Source organism: Allobosea sp. GW821-FHT10B12, assembly GCF_059415545.1.
Genome location: NZ_JBWKNL010000002.1, coordinates 881,176 through 896,487, shown reverse-complemented (window position 1 = coordinate 896,487; position 15,312 = coordinate 881,176). Strand labels below are relative to the sequence as shown.

The following is a 15,312-nucleotide window of genomic DNA, read 5'->3' as shown; positions in this document are numbered from 1 at the left end:
GTGGCGCCCTTCAGCGAAGGCGGTTCTGGATATTGTAGATATCGAAGCCGCTTTCCGCGATCTGCCACCAGAGATAGCTGTTCCCGCGGAAGGCCTGCAGGCTGTCGTATAGAGCCTTGAAGTCGGGGCTCTTGGCGGAAGCCTCGGCATAGACCTCTTTCGAAGCCGCGTAGCAGGCGTCGAGAATATCCTTCGGGAACGGCCGCAGCTGCGCGCCGGCAGCGACCACGCGCTTGAGCGCGACGGGATTGCGCGCGTCGTACTTGGCCAGCATATCGGTGTTCGCCGCAAGGCAGGCGGCGCGAACCGCGGCCTGGTAAGGCTTCGGCAGCTCGGCCCATTTCGCCTGGTTGATGAAGGCGTGCACGACGACGCCGCCTTCCCACCAGCCCGGATAGTAGTAATACGGCGCCACCTTGAGGAAGCCGAGCTTCTCGTCATCATAGGGGCCGATCCACTCGGCGGCATCGATCGTGCCGCGCTCAAGCGAGGGATAGGTGTCCGCCGCGGCGATGGCCTGGGCAACGGTGCCGATCCTCTCGAAAATGCGACCGGTGATGCCGGTCACGCGGAACTTCAGTCCCTTCATGTCTGCGAGCGTCTTGATCTCCTTGCGGAACCAGCCGCCCATCTGGGCGCCGGTATTGCCCGCCGGGAAGGCAACCAGCCCGTTTTTGCCATAGAACGCATCGAGCAACTCGTTGCCGCCGCCATGCAACATCCAGGCGTTCTGCTGCCTCGCATTCAACCCGAAGGGCAGGGCGGCCCCGATCGCCCAGGCCGGATCCTTTCCAAGATTATAGAACGAGGTCGAATGGCACATCTCGATGGTGCCGGTAGCGGCCGCGTCGATCGCCTGGATCGGAGGGACGATTTCACCGCCGGCAAACGGCTGAATCTTGAAATTCCCGTCCGTCAGATCCGAGACGTACTTCGAGATGAACTCGACGCCGCCATAGATCGTGTCGAGGGATTTCGGAAAGCTCGAGGCGAGGCGCCAACTGATCTGCGGCGAGGACTGCGCCAATGCGGGCTTGGCAATCATGGTAGCGGCCGTGGCGGCGACAACGGAGCCCTGAATGAATTTGCGGCGCGTCATGAATTGCCCTCCCGAGGATTGTTGACATTATTGCAACGTCCGTTAACTTGACCGATTATAACAACGTTGCAAACATTGCAACATGGAAAACGCGACGCAGAGGAGGCGGGTCATGGCGTTGGGGATCGAGCGGGTGGAAACGCCCGAGCAAAGGTTGAGGCAAAGCGGCTTGACCCTGCCGCCGGTGGCGAGCGCCGTGGCGAACTACGCGCCGTGGGTGATCAGCGGCGGCATCGTCTATACGTCGGGCCAGTTGCCCTGGATCGACGGGAAGCTGCTCTACAAGGGCAAGATCGGCACTGATCTGACCTCGGAACAGGGCTACGAAGCCTGCCGACTGTCCTGTCTGAACGCGATCTCGCAATTGAAGGACGCGCTGGGAGAATTGTCCCGCGTGAAGCAGATCGTCCGGCTCGAAGGCACGCTCGGCGTCGGCGCGGGCTACCAGGACCACCCGAAGGCGTTGAACGGCGCCTCGGATCTGCTCAATGACATCTTCGGCGCGCGCGGGCGCCACACCCGCATGATCTACACCAATCCCCAGATGCCGCTCGGATGCGCATCGCTCGTCGTGCTTTGGGCGGAGATTGGGGAATGAGCACGACAATGGACAATGCGGCTGGGTCTTTCGACACCATGTATTGGACCCGCCAGTTGCGCGACGAACTGCGCGAACGCGGCCTCTCTGGCCGCGTCGGAACGGTGTTGGTCTCCGAAACCGAAAGGGTGCGCGTCTGGCACCTGACGCTAAAGCCGGGCGAAAGGCTGCCGTTTCATCGCCATGTCAATGACTACTTCTGGACGGTCCTGACCGACGGACGGGGCCGATCGCGCTTTGAGGACGGTGCCGTGCGTGAGATGGACTATCGCGCCGGCGATACGAGGCATTTTCACTTCGAACTGGGTGGGTCGATGCTCCACGACCTCGAGAACACCGGCGAAAGCGAGCTCGTTTTCGTCACCGTCGAAATGCTGGGCGGCCTCAACCCGCCGCTCGCGACGGCGTGAGGCTTACAATTCGTTGCGAATAGTGTAGCAACGGAGCGTGGATTTGGATGACATCACGCCGAATGAGCCTCGCGGGAAAGCCGCCTGGCGAGCAGACCGCGGCGACGCGCCGCTGCAGACGCTTGCCCGAGGCTTGCGCATCCTGAAGTTCGTGGCGCAGCAGCCGGACCTTGTGAGGCTGCGCGACGTCGCCCAGGCTTTCGGGCTCGAGCGCAGCGTGGCGCTGCGGCTACTCCAAAGTCTCGAGGCAGAGGGGTTCCTGCGCAAGCACGAGGCGTTGAAAGCCTATTCCCTGGGAGATGCGCTTGAGAAGCTCGCTCGCCGCCCATCCCTGGCCGAACAGTTGACGGAACGGGCCAAGCCGTTCCTTCAGGAGCTGACGGATGCCACGGGGCAGACCTCCCATCTGGGAATCCTCGACCAGGGCAAGGCCGTTCTGGTCAAGGTCAACATGGCTTCGGGGCCGATTGCGGTACAGCAGTCACCGGGCGAGCTTGAGGCCCTCTACTGCTCGGCGATCGGCAAATCGATCTATGCTTTCCTCCCAGAGCCGGAGCGGGCGAAGCTGAGCGAGGAGATCGACTATATTCGGTATACGCCCTCCACGCTCGGCGACCGGCAGGCCCTGGAGGCGGAAAGCATTGATATCCGTGCCGCAGGCGTGGCCTTCGACCGAGCCGAGGGGCGGGCGCCCCTCGCTTGCATCGCGGCCCCGGTCCTGAGCGAGAACAAAGAGGTGATCGCCTCCGTCGGCATCTCGACCATCTCCGCGCTTTTGACGAGCCCGATCGATCAGCAGCGGGACTGGATCGCAGCCGTGACACGATGCGCGGCGCGCATGGCGGCCGATTTGCGCTGACACTCGGAGTGTGAGCGAAAGCTCACGTCCGCGTACTGGGCTGCACGCCGTGTCGCGAACACCAGCGGCGAGAGCGCCGCCGCCCGAGAACTCAACCTGCTCAAGCTACGCTTGATGATGTGATAGAAATAGGCAGCTTCTTCCCGCGCTTCGGGCGTTGCCGCCAACGTTCGCAACGGTTGAAGCGGCGCCTTTAATTTGAAGGTTGCGCATAGAACTCTGGGCCTACTACCCAATGCAGCCGGCGCAGAGACCCGATGGCATCGGTCTTCTAGGCGTGATATGGCTTACTGACGGTACTTTCCGAGGCGCCGCCGGGCATATCGCTGAACGCTGTGCGATCAAAAAACAACGGGCTGGCCCCGATAGTCGGCGAAGCCTCAAAAATATTTTTTTGACGATTTTCTCTTTAAAATCAAAGCCGTAACTTTTTAACGGTCCCAGTGTCGGAATTTTCTCGACGGCAGAAAATATTTGTCAGTAACATCAATGAGTTATATGGTTTTTAAACAATTGAGTGGGAATAGGGAGGCAATCGGTGGCATCAGCGTAGGTTCGGCTCCGAACCGAGCGCCGATAACAGTCACGGTGAGTGGCCGTTTTCGATCGTCGTTATATGTCGCTTGGCATGAGCTGAGACAGTCAGCCTGGCTGCTCCCGCGCCCTTGAAGCTGCCTTGAATCGTCGCGATTTCCGGAAGCCGGCTGGCGAATGCCGTCGGTATCAGGCAATCTCCCGTTCCAGATTGAGCGAGCGGGTCAAGCATGCGCCAGCGCGCGCCCTCCCAGATCGCGATCCAGGCATGGCGGCGAACCGGGCGCACATCGCTATGCGAGCCGGTGAGGCGGTAGCCGCCAACGAAGCGGGCCGGAATGCCCCGAGCCCGGATGACCTCGACGGCGAGACGCGCGATCGCTTCGCAGGAGCCCGTCCGTCGCTGCGCGATTTCCTGCAGAGTCTGTGGCTGGTCGCGCGGATCGTCGCTGTAGCGCCAGCTGTCGCGGAAATGGGCGAGGACCCGCGGCCAAAGCGTGGAACCAGTCGCATCCACCAGCCCTTCCAGCGCAAGATCCGCTGCAGTCGGAGCAAGAGCAGGCAAGGCTGTATCAGGATATACGGGACGATCGAAGCTGGCATTGAGGCGCAGGCGAGAGACCGGTCCGGCGAGCGTCAGCCTGTCGACGACGCCGCCGTTTCTGTCGACTTCCGGCGGCTCGAAGCGAGCGTCCGGCTCGCTGGCGAGACGGATGGGCGGGAGATCGGCCCCGGCGGCGAGCAAGGGCCGCACCCGAAGCTCGATATCGAGATGATGCGCCGGCCGATCGAAGGCGTAGACGAGATCGAGTGTCAGCTGCACCTGCTCGGCTGGCGGGCGAGCTCCCGACGTCATGCTTCCGCTTCGGCGGCGAGACGCATGCGCAGGAGCCGCTCGAGTTCCGCGCGGGAGGCGGCCGTATCCGACATTGGATTGGCCTGGTAGGGCGTCAGCGACGGATAGAATCTCGCCCGTCTCGCCTCTTCCTGCCAGATCCAGTGCGGCGCGCGCGGCAGCAGCGCGATACCCGGCCGGCCGAGCGCGCCGGCGAGGTGCAGGGCAAGGCAATCCGGCGCCAGCACCAGGTCGAGTGCGGCGATGGCGGCGGCAAGGTCTTCCGGCCCGGCGATCCGATGGCCGGCATCGATGACATCGGGCGCACGCGCGAGCTCGTCCCGCGCTGCGCCCATCGCCAAGCTCACCACCGTGCCGAACGGCTTGGCAATGGCCAGGAGGTCCTCCAGCCCCATTCCGGGGAGATGAGCCGACCAGGCGACGCCGATGCGCGGGCCGGGCAATGCGGCGACCGCATCCCGCCAGAGTTGGGCGCGGCCGGGCTCGACTGCGATGTAGGGCGCTGCCATGGCGAGCGTGGCGGGATCGGCGCGCAGATGCGCCATCGCCTCGGCGAGAACGAGTGGCTGCGAGATGCCCGTGCCTTCCTGATGCGGGGGGACCGGCGCGAGCGGCGCCAGGAATGGATGCAGGGCGGCCGGCGCCAGCAGCGGCAGTTCCCGGCCGGCTCGAGCTGTCAGCGCCGGCAGCAGGCGCAGCGCGAAGACGACCTCGCCGAGCGGCATGTCGGGCGGGATGATCACCGCGTCGATCCCCTGGCGAGGCTCCGGCAAGTCGCCATAGGCTTCGTCGAAACGTCCGAGCGCGAACAGGCAGGCATGTCGGAGCGGGCGGGCCTCGGGAAGCTGCATCGCCACCACCCGCTCGCTTGCCAGCAGCGCCTCCGGGAAACGCCCTGCGCCGGCCAGCGCCCGCGCCAGAGCGAGCAAGGCGGGGCCGCTGTGTGTTCCGTTCTCGCGCGCCGCTGCGGCCAGTGCGGCAAAGGCCTGCCGGACCGTCGCATCATCCGTCGCGGTCAGCGCCTGCAGTTCCAGCGCCTGCAGGAAGCCCGGTGCGAGGGCGAGCGCGCGCCGGATCAGGTCGCCCGAACGGCCGGGATCGCGCGCGGCAAGGAGCCGCGCCAGGGTGACGATATGCACCGGATCCGATGGAGCGCGGAGATAGGCCCGCTCGGCGCTGTCGATTGCGACCGCCTCATTGCCGAGCGAGGCATGGGCCTCAGCGAGGTTGTGCCAGGCCTCGATGCAGGCCTCGTCGAGGGCGACGGCCTCGTCAAAGCAGGCGATGGCGAGCGGCCGGTCCGAGGCGGCGAGCGCGCAAAGCCCGCGCAGAAGCCAGGCGCGCGGCCGCTCGGGATCGCATTCCAGCGCCTGCTGGGCCTCGGCGGCTGCTTGCGAGGGGTGCCGCTGCGCCAGGAGAAGCTCGGCCCGGCGCTCCCTGATGCCGGCATGGCGGGGGGCGAGACGGACCGCCTCGTCGAGGCAGGTTTCGGCGTCGTCGAGGCGATCGCATTCGGTGTGCAGGGCTGCGAGATTGGCGAGGATCTCGGGCTCGCCCGGCAATAATCTCGCGGCGGCACCGATCAGCCTTTCCGCTGCCGCCGTGTCGCGCCGCAGCAGCGCGGCGCCGCCGAGCCCGTTCAGCACCCAGGGATCGTCCGGCCGGGCCGCGAGCGCTTCGCGCAGGATCGCCTCGGCCTCGTCGGCGCGGCCTTCCGAGAGGCGCTTCAGCCCGGCCCGCACCCTGCTCGCATGGCTGATGGCGGCTGCCGGCACGCTCATCCGATCGTCACGCGCTTGGCGTCGAGGCGGATATCGTCGCGCGCCAGGTGCGTCTCGACGGTGGCGCTGACCGTGGTGAGCTCGGTCTGCGAGAGATGCGTGCCGATGCGCTCAGCGTCGATGCCGGCGATCGCGGTGTTGCGCTCCTGCGAGGTCACCTCGATGCGCTGCGCCACGGTCGACTGCCGCCCGACCACGGTCGTCAGGGCGTCGCCGACGACGGAGGCCAGCCGCGAGATCTGCGTCAGCACGTCGGTGACCAGATGGAAGCGCCGGCTGGTCACGGTCACTTCCGGCGCGTCGAGCCCGAGCCGGACCGAGGCATTGAGAGCGATGCTCGGCGCCGCGATGGCAAGGCTCGCGGCCGGGTCCGGCAAGGCGAGCGTTGCGTCGCCGAGTCCGGCGCGGGTGAGAACCGCGAGAACGAAGACGCGCTCGCCGGACGCGACGATCAAGACCTCGTCATCGGCTTGCGGCCGGATCAGGCAGGAGAAAGCGCGCAAGGCTTCGCGCGCGCCCGCCTCGCCTTGAATGAGAATGCGTTCTCCGGCGATCGATAGCACGCGCGCGGAATCCAGTTGACCCGCCTCGCGGAAAGGCGCGGAGCTCACGCCTGCTGACGCTTTGGCCGTCGTGAAGAGGCTGTGCAAAGTTTGACTCATGATCTGAAAAGGAAACCAACTTCAACTTTGGTATCAACTTTGTTGACGTTAACTGACTTTGCCCCCACCGAGACCGCTTTGAGATAGGCGGTCATGTCGGCATTCTTCACTTCCAGGCCGAATTTCTTGCCGTCGACGCCGACCCATTTGAAGTCCAGGCCGTTGACGTATTTGAAGTCCGAGCCGAGCACCGCCTTCGTGTCGAAGCCGATGACGCCCTTGAAGGCGACGCCGATGATGATGTTCATGTCGATGGCGAGATTGATCTTGAGATCGATCGCAGCGTTGAGGCGAAACTCCACACCGAGCGCGAGCGTCAGCGTCGCCGCCAGCGTCATGTTGATGCGCGCGGCCAGGTTGGTCGAGATCTGGTCGCCGAGGAAATAGCTGGTCGACACGCCGAAGAACTTCTTCTCCTCGTAGCCGTGGAATTCCGTGTACTTCTCGCCGTAGAACCACTCCTTGGCGGTGCCATAGGTCTTCTTCTCGGAGGTGGAGTAGAGCCATTCCGAGAGCGGCCCCTTGGCCTCGTTCTTCACATAGCCATAGGCGAGCAGGGAGATGTTGGCCGGCGCGTCGGGCGTGCCGGCGGTGATCGAGACGCCGGAGAGCGCGTTCACGGCGAAGACGCCGGCAGGCGCGGTGAACTTGATGTCGCCGTCCGAGACGTTGGTGGTCTGGCCCTTGACGATGTCGACCAGCATGCCGCCGCCGACGGAGAGGTTGACGTCGGAATCGGTCTTGCCGAGGAAGCCGTCGCCGGAGGAGGTGGTCGTCGTCGCCTTGGTCGAGATGGTCATCAGTTCCATCTGGCCGGCCTTGTTCTTCACGAACTTGTCGCCGCGCTTCAGATAGCCCTGCTTGACGCTGCCATCGGCATTGGTCGCGTCGCTCGCCTTGGCCTCGTTGGCCGTCTCGGCCACGGTGACATAGGGGTTCTTGCCGCTGAGCAGCGCGGTCAGCGACAGGTCCGGGCTCGGCTCGGTCTTGGTCGTGTTCGAGGCGGTGCTCTTGGACAGCGAGAGGTCGGGCATCATCGAGCCCTCCTCGCCCTCGACATAGGCGCCGAGGCGCAGATAGGTGCCGCTGCCGAATTCGTCGGGCTTCAGCGGCACGTCGATGCGGGTATAGGGCCGGCCGGCCGCGGCCTCGCCTTCGGTGACCGAGGCGTCCTCGTAATACGGCACCGGCGGCAACGGCTTCGCCTCGCCGTCGATTGTGCCTTCCAGGCCATGCGGACGGCTACGCCGTTCCGGCTGTGCGCTCCGGCCTAGCACGGCGAGGATGTGCCAGCGTTCGCCGCAAGCCCAGGCCAGGACCTCGTCGCCGATCTTCGGCGCAAGCGGGCAGGAGAGGGCGACGCAGGCCGGAACCTCGCCAGTCTCGCTCCGGAGAAGCAGCCGGTCACCGGTGCGGGCGACCACCGTCGCCGGGCGCAACGCCGGCATGATGCCGGAGGTCGGGGTCGAGGTGGTTGCGGCGGGCATCATCGGTGCTCTCCCGTGCGATCAGAAATGCGGCCGTTGTCTCAGGACAGGCAGATCGTGGTGACCTGGCTGGGGGCGAGCGTGACGCCGACGATGTTCGGGCTCATGCCGTTCTGCATGGTCGGGTTGAGCATCTTCGTGGCCGGCGGGCCGCCGAGGAACATCGTGACCGAGCCCATCGCGTGCTTCACCGGCCCCATGACGAAGCCCGAGGCGACGCCGAGCAGGACGCCGGGCTGGTCGCCGAGGCTCATCGGCTTGGTGGTCAGGAGGTTATGCGCCGGCATGCAGGTTAGGAAGGTGGTGAGCTGCGTCGGGATCGCCGTCGGTGCGAGGGCGAGGTTCGGATAGGGCACCGGGATCGGCACGACCGCCGGCGTCAGGCAGACATCGGGAAAGGCGAAGTCGACGGCTGGGATCGGTCCGGAGGAGTTGACGAAGACCATCGCGTGCCTCCTCAGGCCAGGGCCGCGACGCGCGCCGGATCGTAGAGATCGGCCGCGGCGCGCTGTGGATCGGTCGGAAGGGTCGAACCGGTCGCATGCTGGAACAGCGTGCCTTCGGCCGAGACGGCGTGAAGGCTGGTGCGATGGAAGCGCGCCGCGATGAAGGAGGCGCCGTCGAGCCGGGCATAGGGGAATTGCGCATAGTCGAGCAAAGTGCGCTCGAAGCGAGCCGCGGCGCAGTCGGCGCGTTCGAACAGTGCGTTGCTTAGCCTTGCGTCGGAGAGGTCGGCGCCGGCGAGCTTCGCCTCGCAGAAATTCGCGCTGGTGAGATCGGCGCCAACCAGTTTCGCCGCGGTGAGATCGGCGCCGACCATCAGCGCCATCGGCAACTTTGCTCCCGACAGATCGGCGTGCGAGAGATCGGCTTCGAGGAACAGGCTCTGCGAGAGATCGACGCCTTGAAGATTGCAGCCGGCGAGGCGCGCCTTCATCAGGTTGATGCGCGACAGCCGGACCTTGCGCAGGTCACGAGCCGACAGATCCGCCTCCATGGCGAACATCGTATCGATGTCGGTACCATCGAGGATGGCGGTTCGCAGATCGCCCTTGACCAGCGTCAGGCCGCGGATCGTCGCATCCGACAGGTCGGTGCCGGCGAGGGCGCATTCGATCAGTGCGACCGTCGTCAGCTCGGCCCCGGCGAAACAGGCTCGGGAGAGATCGACCCGGGCGAAGCTCGTGCTGACCAGTTTCGCGCCAGTGACATCGGCCTCGGTCGCGTCGGCTTCGGCGAACTGGCAATCGCGCAGCGTCGCGCGGGCGAAGGACGAGGCGGTCAAGCCGGAGCGCGGCCATTGCACCGTGTCGAAGTCCGCGCCGCTGAAATCCGCCCGCTCGAAACGGCACTGGACGAGCTGGCATCGCTTCAGCCGCGCCTCGCGAAAGCGGGCACCGGAGAAGTCGCAGCCGATCAGGATCGCGCCATCCAGCGTTATGCCGCCGAAATCCGCTCCGGCGAAGGAGGCGCCTTCGACCGGCAGGCCGAGTTCGACGCGCTCAAGCAAATCCTCACGGCGCATCGGCGGGCGTCCCGAACAGGGTCTTGTCGAGCAGCGCCTGCGTCAGGTCGGCGCCGACGAGCGAGGCGTCCGAGAGATCGCAGCCATAGAGATTGGCCCGTAGCAGCCGGGCGCCGTCGAGATGGGCGCGGCGCGCCTGGGCGTTGAACAGGTTGGCGCCGAAGAGGTCCGCCCGCAGCAGGATCGCCTTGCCAAGCGAGGCCTGCTTGAGCGAGGCGAGGGCGAGATCGGCCTCGCTGAGATCGGCCTCGCCGAAATCGACCCGGTTGAAGCTCGCCCGTGCGAAGCTGGCGCGGATCAGCCTGGCGCCCCGGAAGGAGCCGTTCATGCCGACGGCGCCGTCGAAGCGTGCACCGGTGAGATCGCAGCCCGCGTGAAAGCCGCTTTGCTGCAGATGCGCCCCGGAGAAATCGGCGCCCGCCGCCTCCAGCTTCACCGCCGAGAGCTTGAAGGCCTTGAGCCTGCGAGCGTCGAGCCCCTCCGCCCTGACCTCGACCAGCGCACAGCTTTCCATGACCGCATCGGCCAGGATGACCCGTGCCATGTCCGAGCGGAGGATCGTGACCCGGTCGAGCCGGGCACCGGCGAAGGAGACGTCCGCCAGATCGGTCTCGATGAAGTTGGCCTGTTCCAGCTGCGCGCCGGCGAAGTCACATCGCGCGACCTGGCTCTTCAGCCATTGTGCCCGGCGCAGATCGGCTCCCGCAAAGCGGGCGCCGCGGGCGTCGGCCGCGCCGAAATTGGCCTCCAGCAGATTGGCCTGCGAGAAATCGGCCTCGCGCAGGTCGGCGCCGGCGAAGACCGCGCCGATACAGTTGGCGCCGAGGAAGCGCGCGCCGCGCAGGTCGCATTGCTCGAAGAAGGCGCCGCTCAGGTCGAGGCCGCTGAAATCCTGGCCGGAAAGGTCGGCGCCGGCCATGTCGCGGCCGGCGAGGCCCTCCGCCTTCGCCGCTGCGATCGCCTGGCCGAAGCGCAGTGCCGCGCCCGGCGGCAACGGTGTGATCGGATGGATCGGCTGCGGGGCGACGCGGCGCATCGTCGCCATGGCTTCGCCGAGTTGCGGCTCGAGCTGGTCGAGCTGCGCGCTCGCCCGGGCGAGCTGCGCCTTCGGGTCGGCGGATTCCGTGGAGGCCGGCAAGATGTCGCCCGCCAGCAGCGTGCCGAGAAGCTCGTCGAGCGATTGTCCTGGCGGCGCCAGATCGGGGAAGGCGCGTCTGAGCTTGTCGCTCGCCGCTTCCGTTTCGGCAGGCAACTGGATCGCCGATCGCTCTCCCTTGTCGGCAGCCATCGCCTCCGGGTCGAGATCGTCGCGCTGAGCCGCCTGCGCTCCGGCGAGGCCGTCGCGCGCGGGGGCAAGAAGCGCTGTGCCAAGCCCGCTGTGGAAGCGCTGTAGCGCCTCGCGCAGCGACGCTTCCGGATCGACCGTGCTGGGCGGCAGCTTGAAGTCCGGCGGCAGGGCGATCGCAGCGAGGTTAGGTTGTTCAGGCAGGTCGAGTTCGGCGAGCAGGGCGTCGAGTTCGCCGAGCTCTCCGGTCTGGCGGAAGCGTTCGCCGCGGCTCGCCATGGCATGGGCCTGGGCTTCCAGCTCGCGACCGCGTTCGTCCATCTGCGCCTGGAGCTGCTGCGTGCCTTCGAACAGGGCGGCAAAGTCGATCTCGCCGCTGGCGATCTCCTCTGGCGAGGGCATCCAGGCCGGCGGCGGTTCGGCCGGCGGCAGGTTCGGCATGAAGGCGGCGGGCAGGCCGGCCCGGTCGAGCGCGTCGCGCAGCACGAGCCGCTGCGCCTTCTCGGTCCGCTCGCGCTGGCGCTCGTGATGGGCCATGCGGGCAAGCCGGCGTCGCTCCAGCGCGGCGGGGTCGGGGAGGGGCGAGAGCGCCGCGTCGGCGAGCACATATTTGGTCTTCTCGGCCGGATCGCTGCGCAGCCGGAAGGCTTCGACGTAATGCTCGACGGAGCGCGGTTCGTCGGCGAGGCGCTCATAGGCGAGCATGACATGGGTCACGTCGTCGCCGTCGATGTCGGCGACGGGGCAGGCGCCGCGATAGATCAGCACGCCCTTGTGGGCGCTGGGGAAGAGCCAGGCGGTATCGAGCACGTTCGGCAGCTCGAAGAGACCGTCGCTGCGCGCGATGAAGATGCGCACGCGCATGCCCGGCAAAGCGCCCTCGATCACCGGATGCTCTGCCGAGAAGCCTGCGAGCCGGTAAGGCTCCTGTCCGGAGAAATAGCCTTCGACGCGCTGATCCGGCGTCGCGACGCAGAACAGGCGCGGATCGGCATCCGCGGCGAGCCCCGGGAAACCATGCTTCAGCCAGTGATCGTCATAGGTGCCGGCCAGCGCTCGGCGGGACGGATGCGCCGGATCGATCGGGCCGAGGCGTATTGGCTCGGGGGCGTCCTCGGCAGTGCGGATCAGCCGCTCGGCCCGCTCGATGTTCGGCAGCAGGACGATCTCGCCTGCATCGACGCGGCCGGCCGCCTCCGCTCCGCGTCCGAGCGGGTTGACCGGGTGGCTGGGGCCGCCGAAGCAGCGCTCGGGAACGAGCGGCATCTCGGCAAAGGGCTTGGGCGGCTCGAAGACGGGCCCGCCCGCGGTCTGGCGCCAGACCCGGTCGCCGAACACGGCGACGCGCTTGCGGACCGCGCCGAGCGCAATGTCGAGCGAAAGCGCTGGAACCGGTTCTCCGCCGGGCGCCCTGGCGAAGCCGGCGACGAGGACCTCGCCGCAGGGCTTGGGCATCGCCGCGTCGAAGATCGTGCCCGCCGGCATCTGTTCCATCGCCATCGGCCAGAGCGCGGTGTCGGTTTCGAAATCGCTGGGCTCGAGCAGAGAGAACAGCCCCAGCGCCGAGACGACCAGCGTCGCCGAGCTGCCGCGGCGCTCGACCTTGGTCAGGATGCCGAGCTTTCGTGGTTTGATGATCGTCGGCATGAAGCTGTCTTGGTGGCTCGCAGGTGACGCTAGGGCGGGTAGACGACAGGCTGACGACGTTGCTCAGGGTTCGCGGGTGATCAGGATCTCGACGCGCCGGTTGCGGGCGCGCCCCTCGATGCTGGCATTGTCGGCGATCGCCTCGGCCGAGCCGCGCCCGTCGACCGCAAGGCGCCCGCCTTCGCGCAAGGCCGGCCGGATCAGCGCTGCGACGGCCTCGGCGCGTGCGACTGAGAGCGCCTGGTTGTCGCGGAAGGGGCCGCCGGCCGTGACCGCCTGGTCGTCGGTATGGCCGACGATGCGCACTGAGCCCTTTTCGCCGTCGATCACGCCGGCGATGCGGCGCGCCACCGGCACGAAGCCGGGCAGGGCGGTGGCCTGGCCCGAGGCGAAGGTGATGAGATTGCCGACCCGGATCGCGACCCAGCCGCCGAAGGGGTCGACCGTGATCGAGCCCGCCTTGATCTCCTCGGCCAAAGCGGCCCGGATCCGTTCGAGCTGCCCGGGGCGTGGTGCGGGCGCCGGGGCGGGCTGCGCCACGACCGGCTGGGTCGGTTTTGGCGCCGGCAGCAGCCATGGCAACAGCATGGCGAGCACCGCCAGCCCCGCGATGATCGCGGCGCTGTAGAGGCCGATCTGGACGAATTTCGATCTGACCTGCGTGCTCGCCGCCATTGCTCCCCCTCATGTCGACGCGACAGAACACGATGCCGGTGACGACAGGACGATGACGGCCCGGTTATTGTGAGGACGCAGCGGCACTGAATCTGCCTATATTTGAAAAAACGTATAGCGAAGTAATTAGCCGACATATTGAAACAATACTGTCAGAATTCCGCTCTAGACGTGCCGGAGTGATTTCCCGGCCGCTGACGAGAGACCGTCCGTGACGAAGGTCCTGGGCGATGAGACGCCTGTGCGCTTGAACGGAGAGGCTGAAGCGTCTCCGATCGCCGAGCCGTCTGCGGCGGGTGCTATGGCCTTCTCGTCGGTGCTGCCTGCGGTCTTCGTAATCGCAGGCGTCGTCTTCCTCTTCGCCGCAGGCTCGCTCCTGCTGCGGCAGAGCCTGCGTCCAGCCGAGTTCCGTATCGCCCAGCCCGCCAGCCATGCCGAGCGGGAGGCGGGCTTTGCACTCTACCGCGCCAACTGCGCGAGCTGTCACGGCACCTTTCTCGGAGGCGCGGCCGGATGGCGCAACGATCCGCAATCGGCACCGGCGCTGAACGAGAGCGGCCATGCGTCCAATCACAGCGATGCGGACCTGTTCTTCCGCGTCGCGGCCGGCGCGCGCACGGCCGATGGCCGCATCGCCATGCCGGCCTTCCGCAGCATCCTTTCGGATCAGGAGATCGTCTCGGTGCTGGCTTACGTCATGTCCTGGTGGCCGGACGAAGAACTCAAGCGCCGTGCCGGCGCCGACTGGACCTTCCAGGCCGTCTGCACGCCGGCTGAAACCCAGGTTTCCGCGAAGGCCGGGCTTTGACGCGATCCTTTCCTCCAGCGGCAGGCGCCTGGTTCCGGCGGCGAACGGTTCGGCCTGCGCCTGCTTTGTTTGTGTTGGCGGCCCTCTGCGCCTCGGCGGGGACCGCACAGGCGCATGTCAAATGGTTCGCGCCATACAATGTCGCCGTTCCGCCGGCCGCGCTCTGGGAGGTGTTCTCGATCCCTTTCGTGATCGCCCTTTTGCTGTCGATCCTCCTGATCGCGACCGTCTTCGTCGCTGATCGCGCGATGAGCGCCGGCGGCGTCGAAGATGCCGTCGATGCCCTGTTCGAGCCACTCAAGGCGATCGCGCCTGGGATCATGCGCGTCGGCCTCGGTGCCTTCCTGCTCTGTCTCTGGCTGCTCGGCGGCATCCTGCTCACGCCCGAGCTGAAGACCGACAGCCAGGCCGTCTCCTGGTTCCAGCTCTTCCTGGCCCTCTGCACGATCTGGTGGCGCACGACCTTCATCGCCGGCTTCGGGATCGTCGTGCTCTATGGCCTTGCGGTCGCGCAATATGGCGGCTTCCATCTGATGGACTATCCGCTCTTTCTCGGCATCGCCGCCTATCTGATCATCCATTCGCTGCGGCTGGCGCGGCTCAAGCCCTACGCCCTGTCGATTCTCTACGCCGCCATGGCGCAGACGCTGCTCTGGGCCTCGGCGGAAAAATGGGCCTATGCGTCCTGGACGCTGCCGCTGCTCGCCCAGCACGAGCGCATCACGCTCGGCATCAACCATCACATCTATGTCATGCTGGCGGGTTTCGTAGAGTTCGTCGCCGCCTTCCTGCTCCTGTTCGGCATGCTCAGCCAGCGCCTGGTCGCCGCAATGCTCCTCGGCATCTTCCTCGCCGCCATCATCGACTTCGGCAAGGTCGATGCGGTCGGCCATCTGATGATCATCGCCGCGCTCGGCGTCGCCGTGATCGAGGGCAACACGACGATCAACCACGCCGTGCAGAGCGGCATCCGCTCCTACCGGATCGGCGGGCTGGAGCAGGCCGCGACCTATGTCGGCGCCCTCCTGCTCTTCTTCCTGATGTATTACGGCGCACACGGTCTGGCCTATGGCAGCCTGGCGTAGC

Annotated in this window: 14 protein-coding genes; 5 read left to right on the top strand and 9 right to left on the bottom strand. The window is 66.6% G+C overall.

Annotated elements, in window-relative coordinates; genetic code table 11:
* Positions 1–10 precede the first annotated feature (10 nt).
* Positions 11–1,099: a TRAP transporter substrate-binding protein gene (locus AC07O0_RS09520; RefSeq protein WP_494622268.1), complete on the bottom strand. Its 1,089-nt coding sequence runs from the start codon at positions 1,097–1,099 to the stop codon at positions 11–13.
* Positions 1,100–1,211: 112 nt separating this feature from the next.
* On the opposite strand from AC07O0_RS09520, the gene AC07O0_RS09515 reads away from it, so the two are divergent.
* From AC07O0_RS09515 to AC07O0_RS09505, 3 genes are read left to right on the top strand one after another with little or no spacing between them, the layout of a single operon-like run.
* The gene (locus tag AC07O0_RS09515; protein ID WP_494622267.1) at positions 1,212–1,697 is read left to right on the top strand and encodes a RidA family protein; all 486 of its coding nucleotides are present in this window, start codon (positions 1,212–1,214) and stop codon (positions 1,695–1,697) included.
* Entirely contained in the window at positions 1,694–2,107 is a 414-nt protein-coding gene (locus tag AC07O0_RS09510; RefSeq protein WP_494622265.1) for a cupin domain-containing protein, read from the top strand. Before AC07O0_RS09515 ends, AC07O0_RS09510 begins: the two co-directional genes overlap by 4 nt.
* A 43-nt stretch (positions 2,108–2,150) precedes the next feature.
* Entirely contained in the window at positions 2,151–2,966 is an 816-nt protein-coding gene (locus AC07O0_RS09505) for an IclR family transcriptional regulator (RefSeq protein WP_494622263.1), read from the top strand.
* A 583-nt stretch (positions 2,967–3,549) separates the two neighbouring features.
* Here the strand turns inward: AC07O0_RS09505 and AC07O0_RS09500 are convergent.
* The 8 genes from AC07O0_RS09500 to AC07O0_RS09465 all read right to left on the bottom strand — a co-directional run bounded on the left by AC07O0_RS09500 (position 3,550) and on the right by AC07O0_RS09465 (position 13,418).
* Entirely contained in the window at positions 3,550–4,245 is a 696-nt protein-coding gene (locus tag AC07O0_RS09500; RefSeq protein WP_494622261.1) for a transglutaminase-like domain-containing protein, read from the bottom strand.
* A gap of 107 nt (positions 4,246–4,352) precedes the next feature.
* Positions 4,353–6,137: a tetratricopeptide repeat protein gene (locus AC07O0_RS09495; protein ID WP_494622259.1), complete on the bottom strand. Its 1,785-nt coding sequence runs from the start codon at positions 6,135–6,137 to the stop codon at positions 4,353–4,355.
* A complete protein-coding gene (locus tag AC07O0_RS09490; RefSeq protein ID WP_494622257.1) occupies positions 6,134–6,700 on the bottom strand; it encodes a DUF3540 domain-containing protein in 567 nt (188 codons plus the stop codon). Before AC07O0_RS09490 ends, AC07O0_RS09495 begins: the two co-directional genes overlap by 4 nt.
* A 95-nt stretch (positions 6,701–6,795) precedes the next feature.
* The gene (locus AC07O0_RS09485; protein ID WP_494622255.1) at positions 6,796–8,289 is read right to left on the bottom strand and encodes a DUF3540 domain-containing protein; all 1,494 of its coding nucleotides are present in this window, start codon (positions 8,287–8,289) and stop codon (positions 6,796–6,798) included.
* A 38-nt stretch (positions 8,290–8,327) separates the two neighbouring features.
* Complete coding sequence (locus AC07O0_RS09480) at positions 8,328–8,732, bottom strand: DUF4150 domain-containing protein (RefSeq protein ID WP_494622253.1); 405 nt, start codon at positions 8,730–8,732, stop codon at positions 8,328–8,330.
* 11 nt (positions 8,733–8,743) lie between these two features.
* Positions 8,744–9,811, bottom strand: a complete 1,068-nt coding sequence (locus AC07O0_RS09475; RefSeq protein ID WP_494622251.1) for a pentapeptide repeat-containing protein — start codon at positions 9,809–9,811, stop codon at positions 8,744–8,746.
* Complete coding sequence (locus AC07O0_RS09470; protein ID WP_494622249.1) at positions 9,801–12,743, bottom strand: DUF2169 family type VI secretion system accessory protein; 2,943 nt, start codon at positions 12,741–12,743, stop codon at positions 9,801–9,803. The genes AC07O0_RS09475 and AC07O0_RS09470 overlap by 11 nt, the downstream gene beginning before the upstream one ends.
* A gap of 63 nt (positions 12,744–12,806) precedes the next feature.
* Positions 12,807–13,418: an OmpA family protein gene (locus AC07O0_RS09465; RefSeq protein ID WP_494622247.1), complete on the bottom strand. Its 612-nt coding sequence runs from the start codon at positions 13,416–13,418 to the stop codon at positions 12,807–12,809.
* Positions 13,419–13,719: 301 nt separating this feature from the next.
* Between AC07O0_RS09465 and AC07O0_RS09460 the strand changes: the two genes are divergently transcribed.
* Entirely contained in the window at positions 13,720–14,226 is a 507-nt protein-coding gene (locus AC07O0_RS09460) for a c-type cytochrome (protein ID WP_494622245.1), read from the top strand.
* Positions 14,227–14,414: 188 nt separating this feature from the next.
* Complete coding sequence (locus AC07O0_RS09455) at positions 14,415–15,311, top strand: hypothetical protein (protein WP_494622243.1); 897 nt, start codon at positions 14,415–14,417, stop codon at positions 15,309–15,311.
* Position 15,312: the final 1 nt, after the last annotated feature.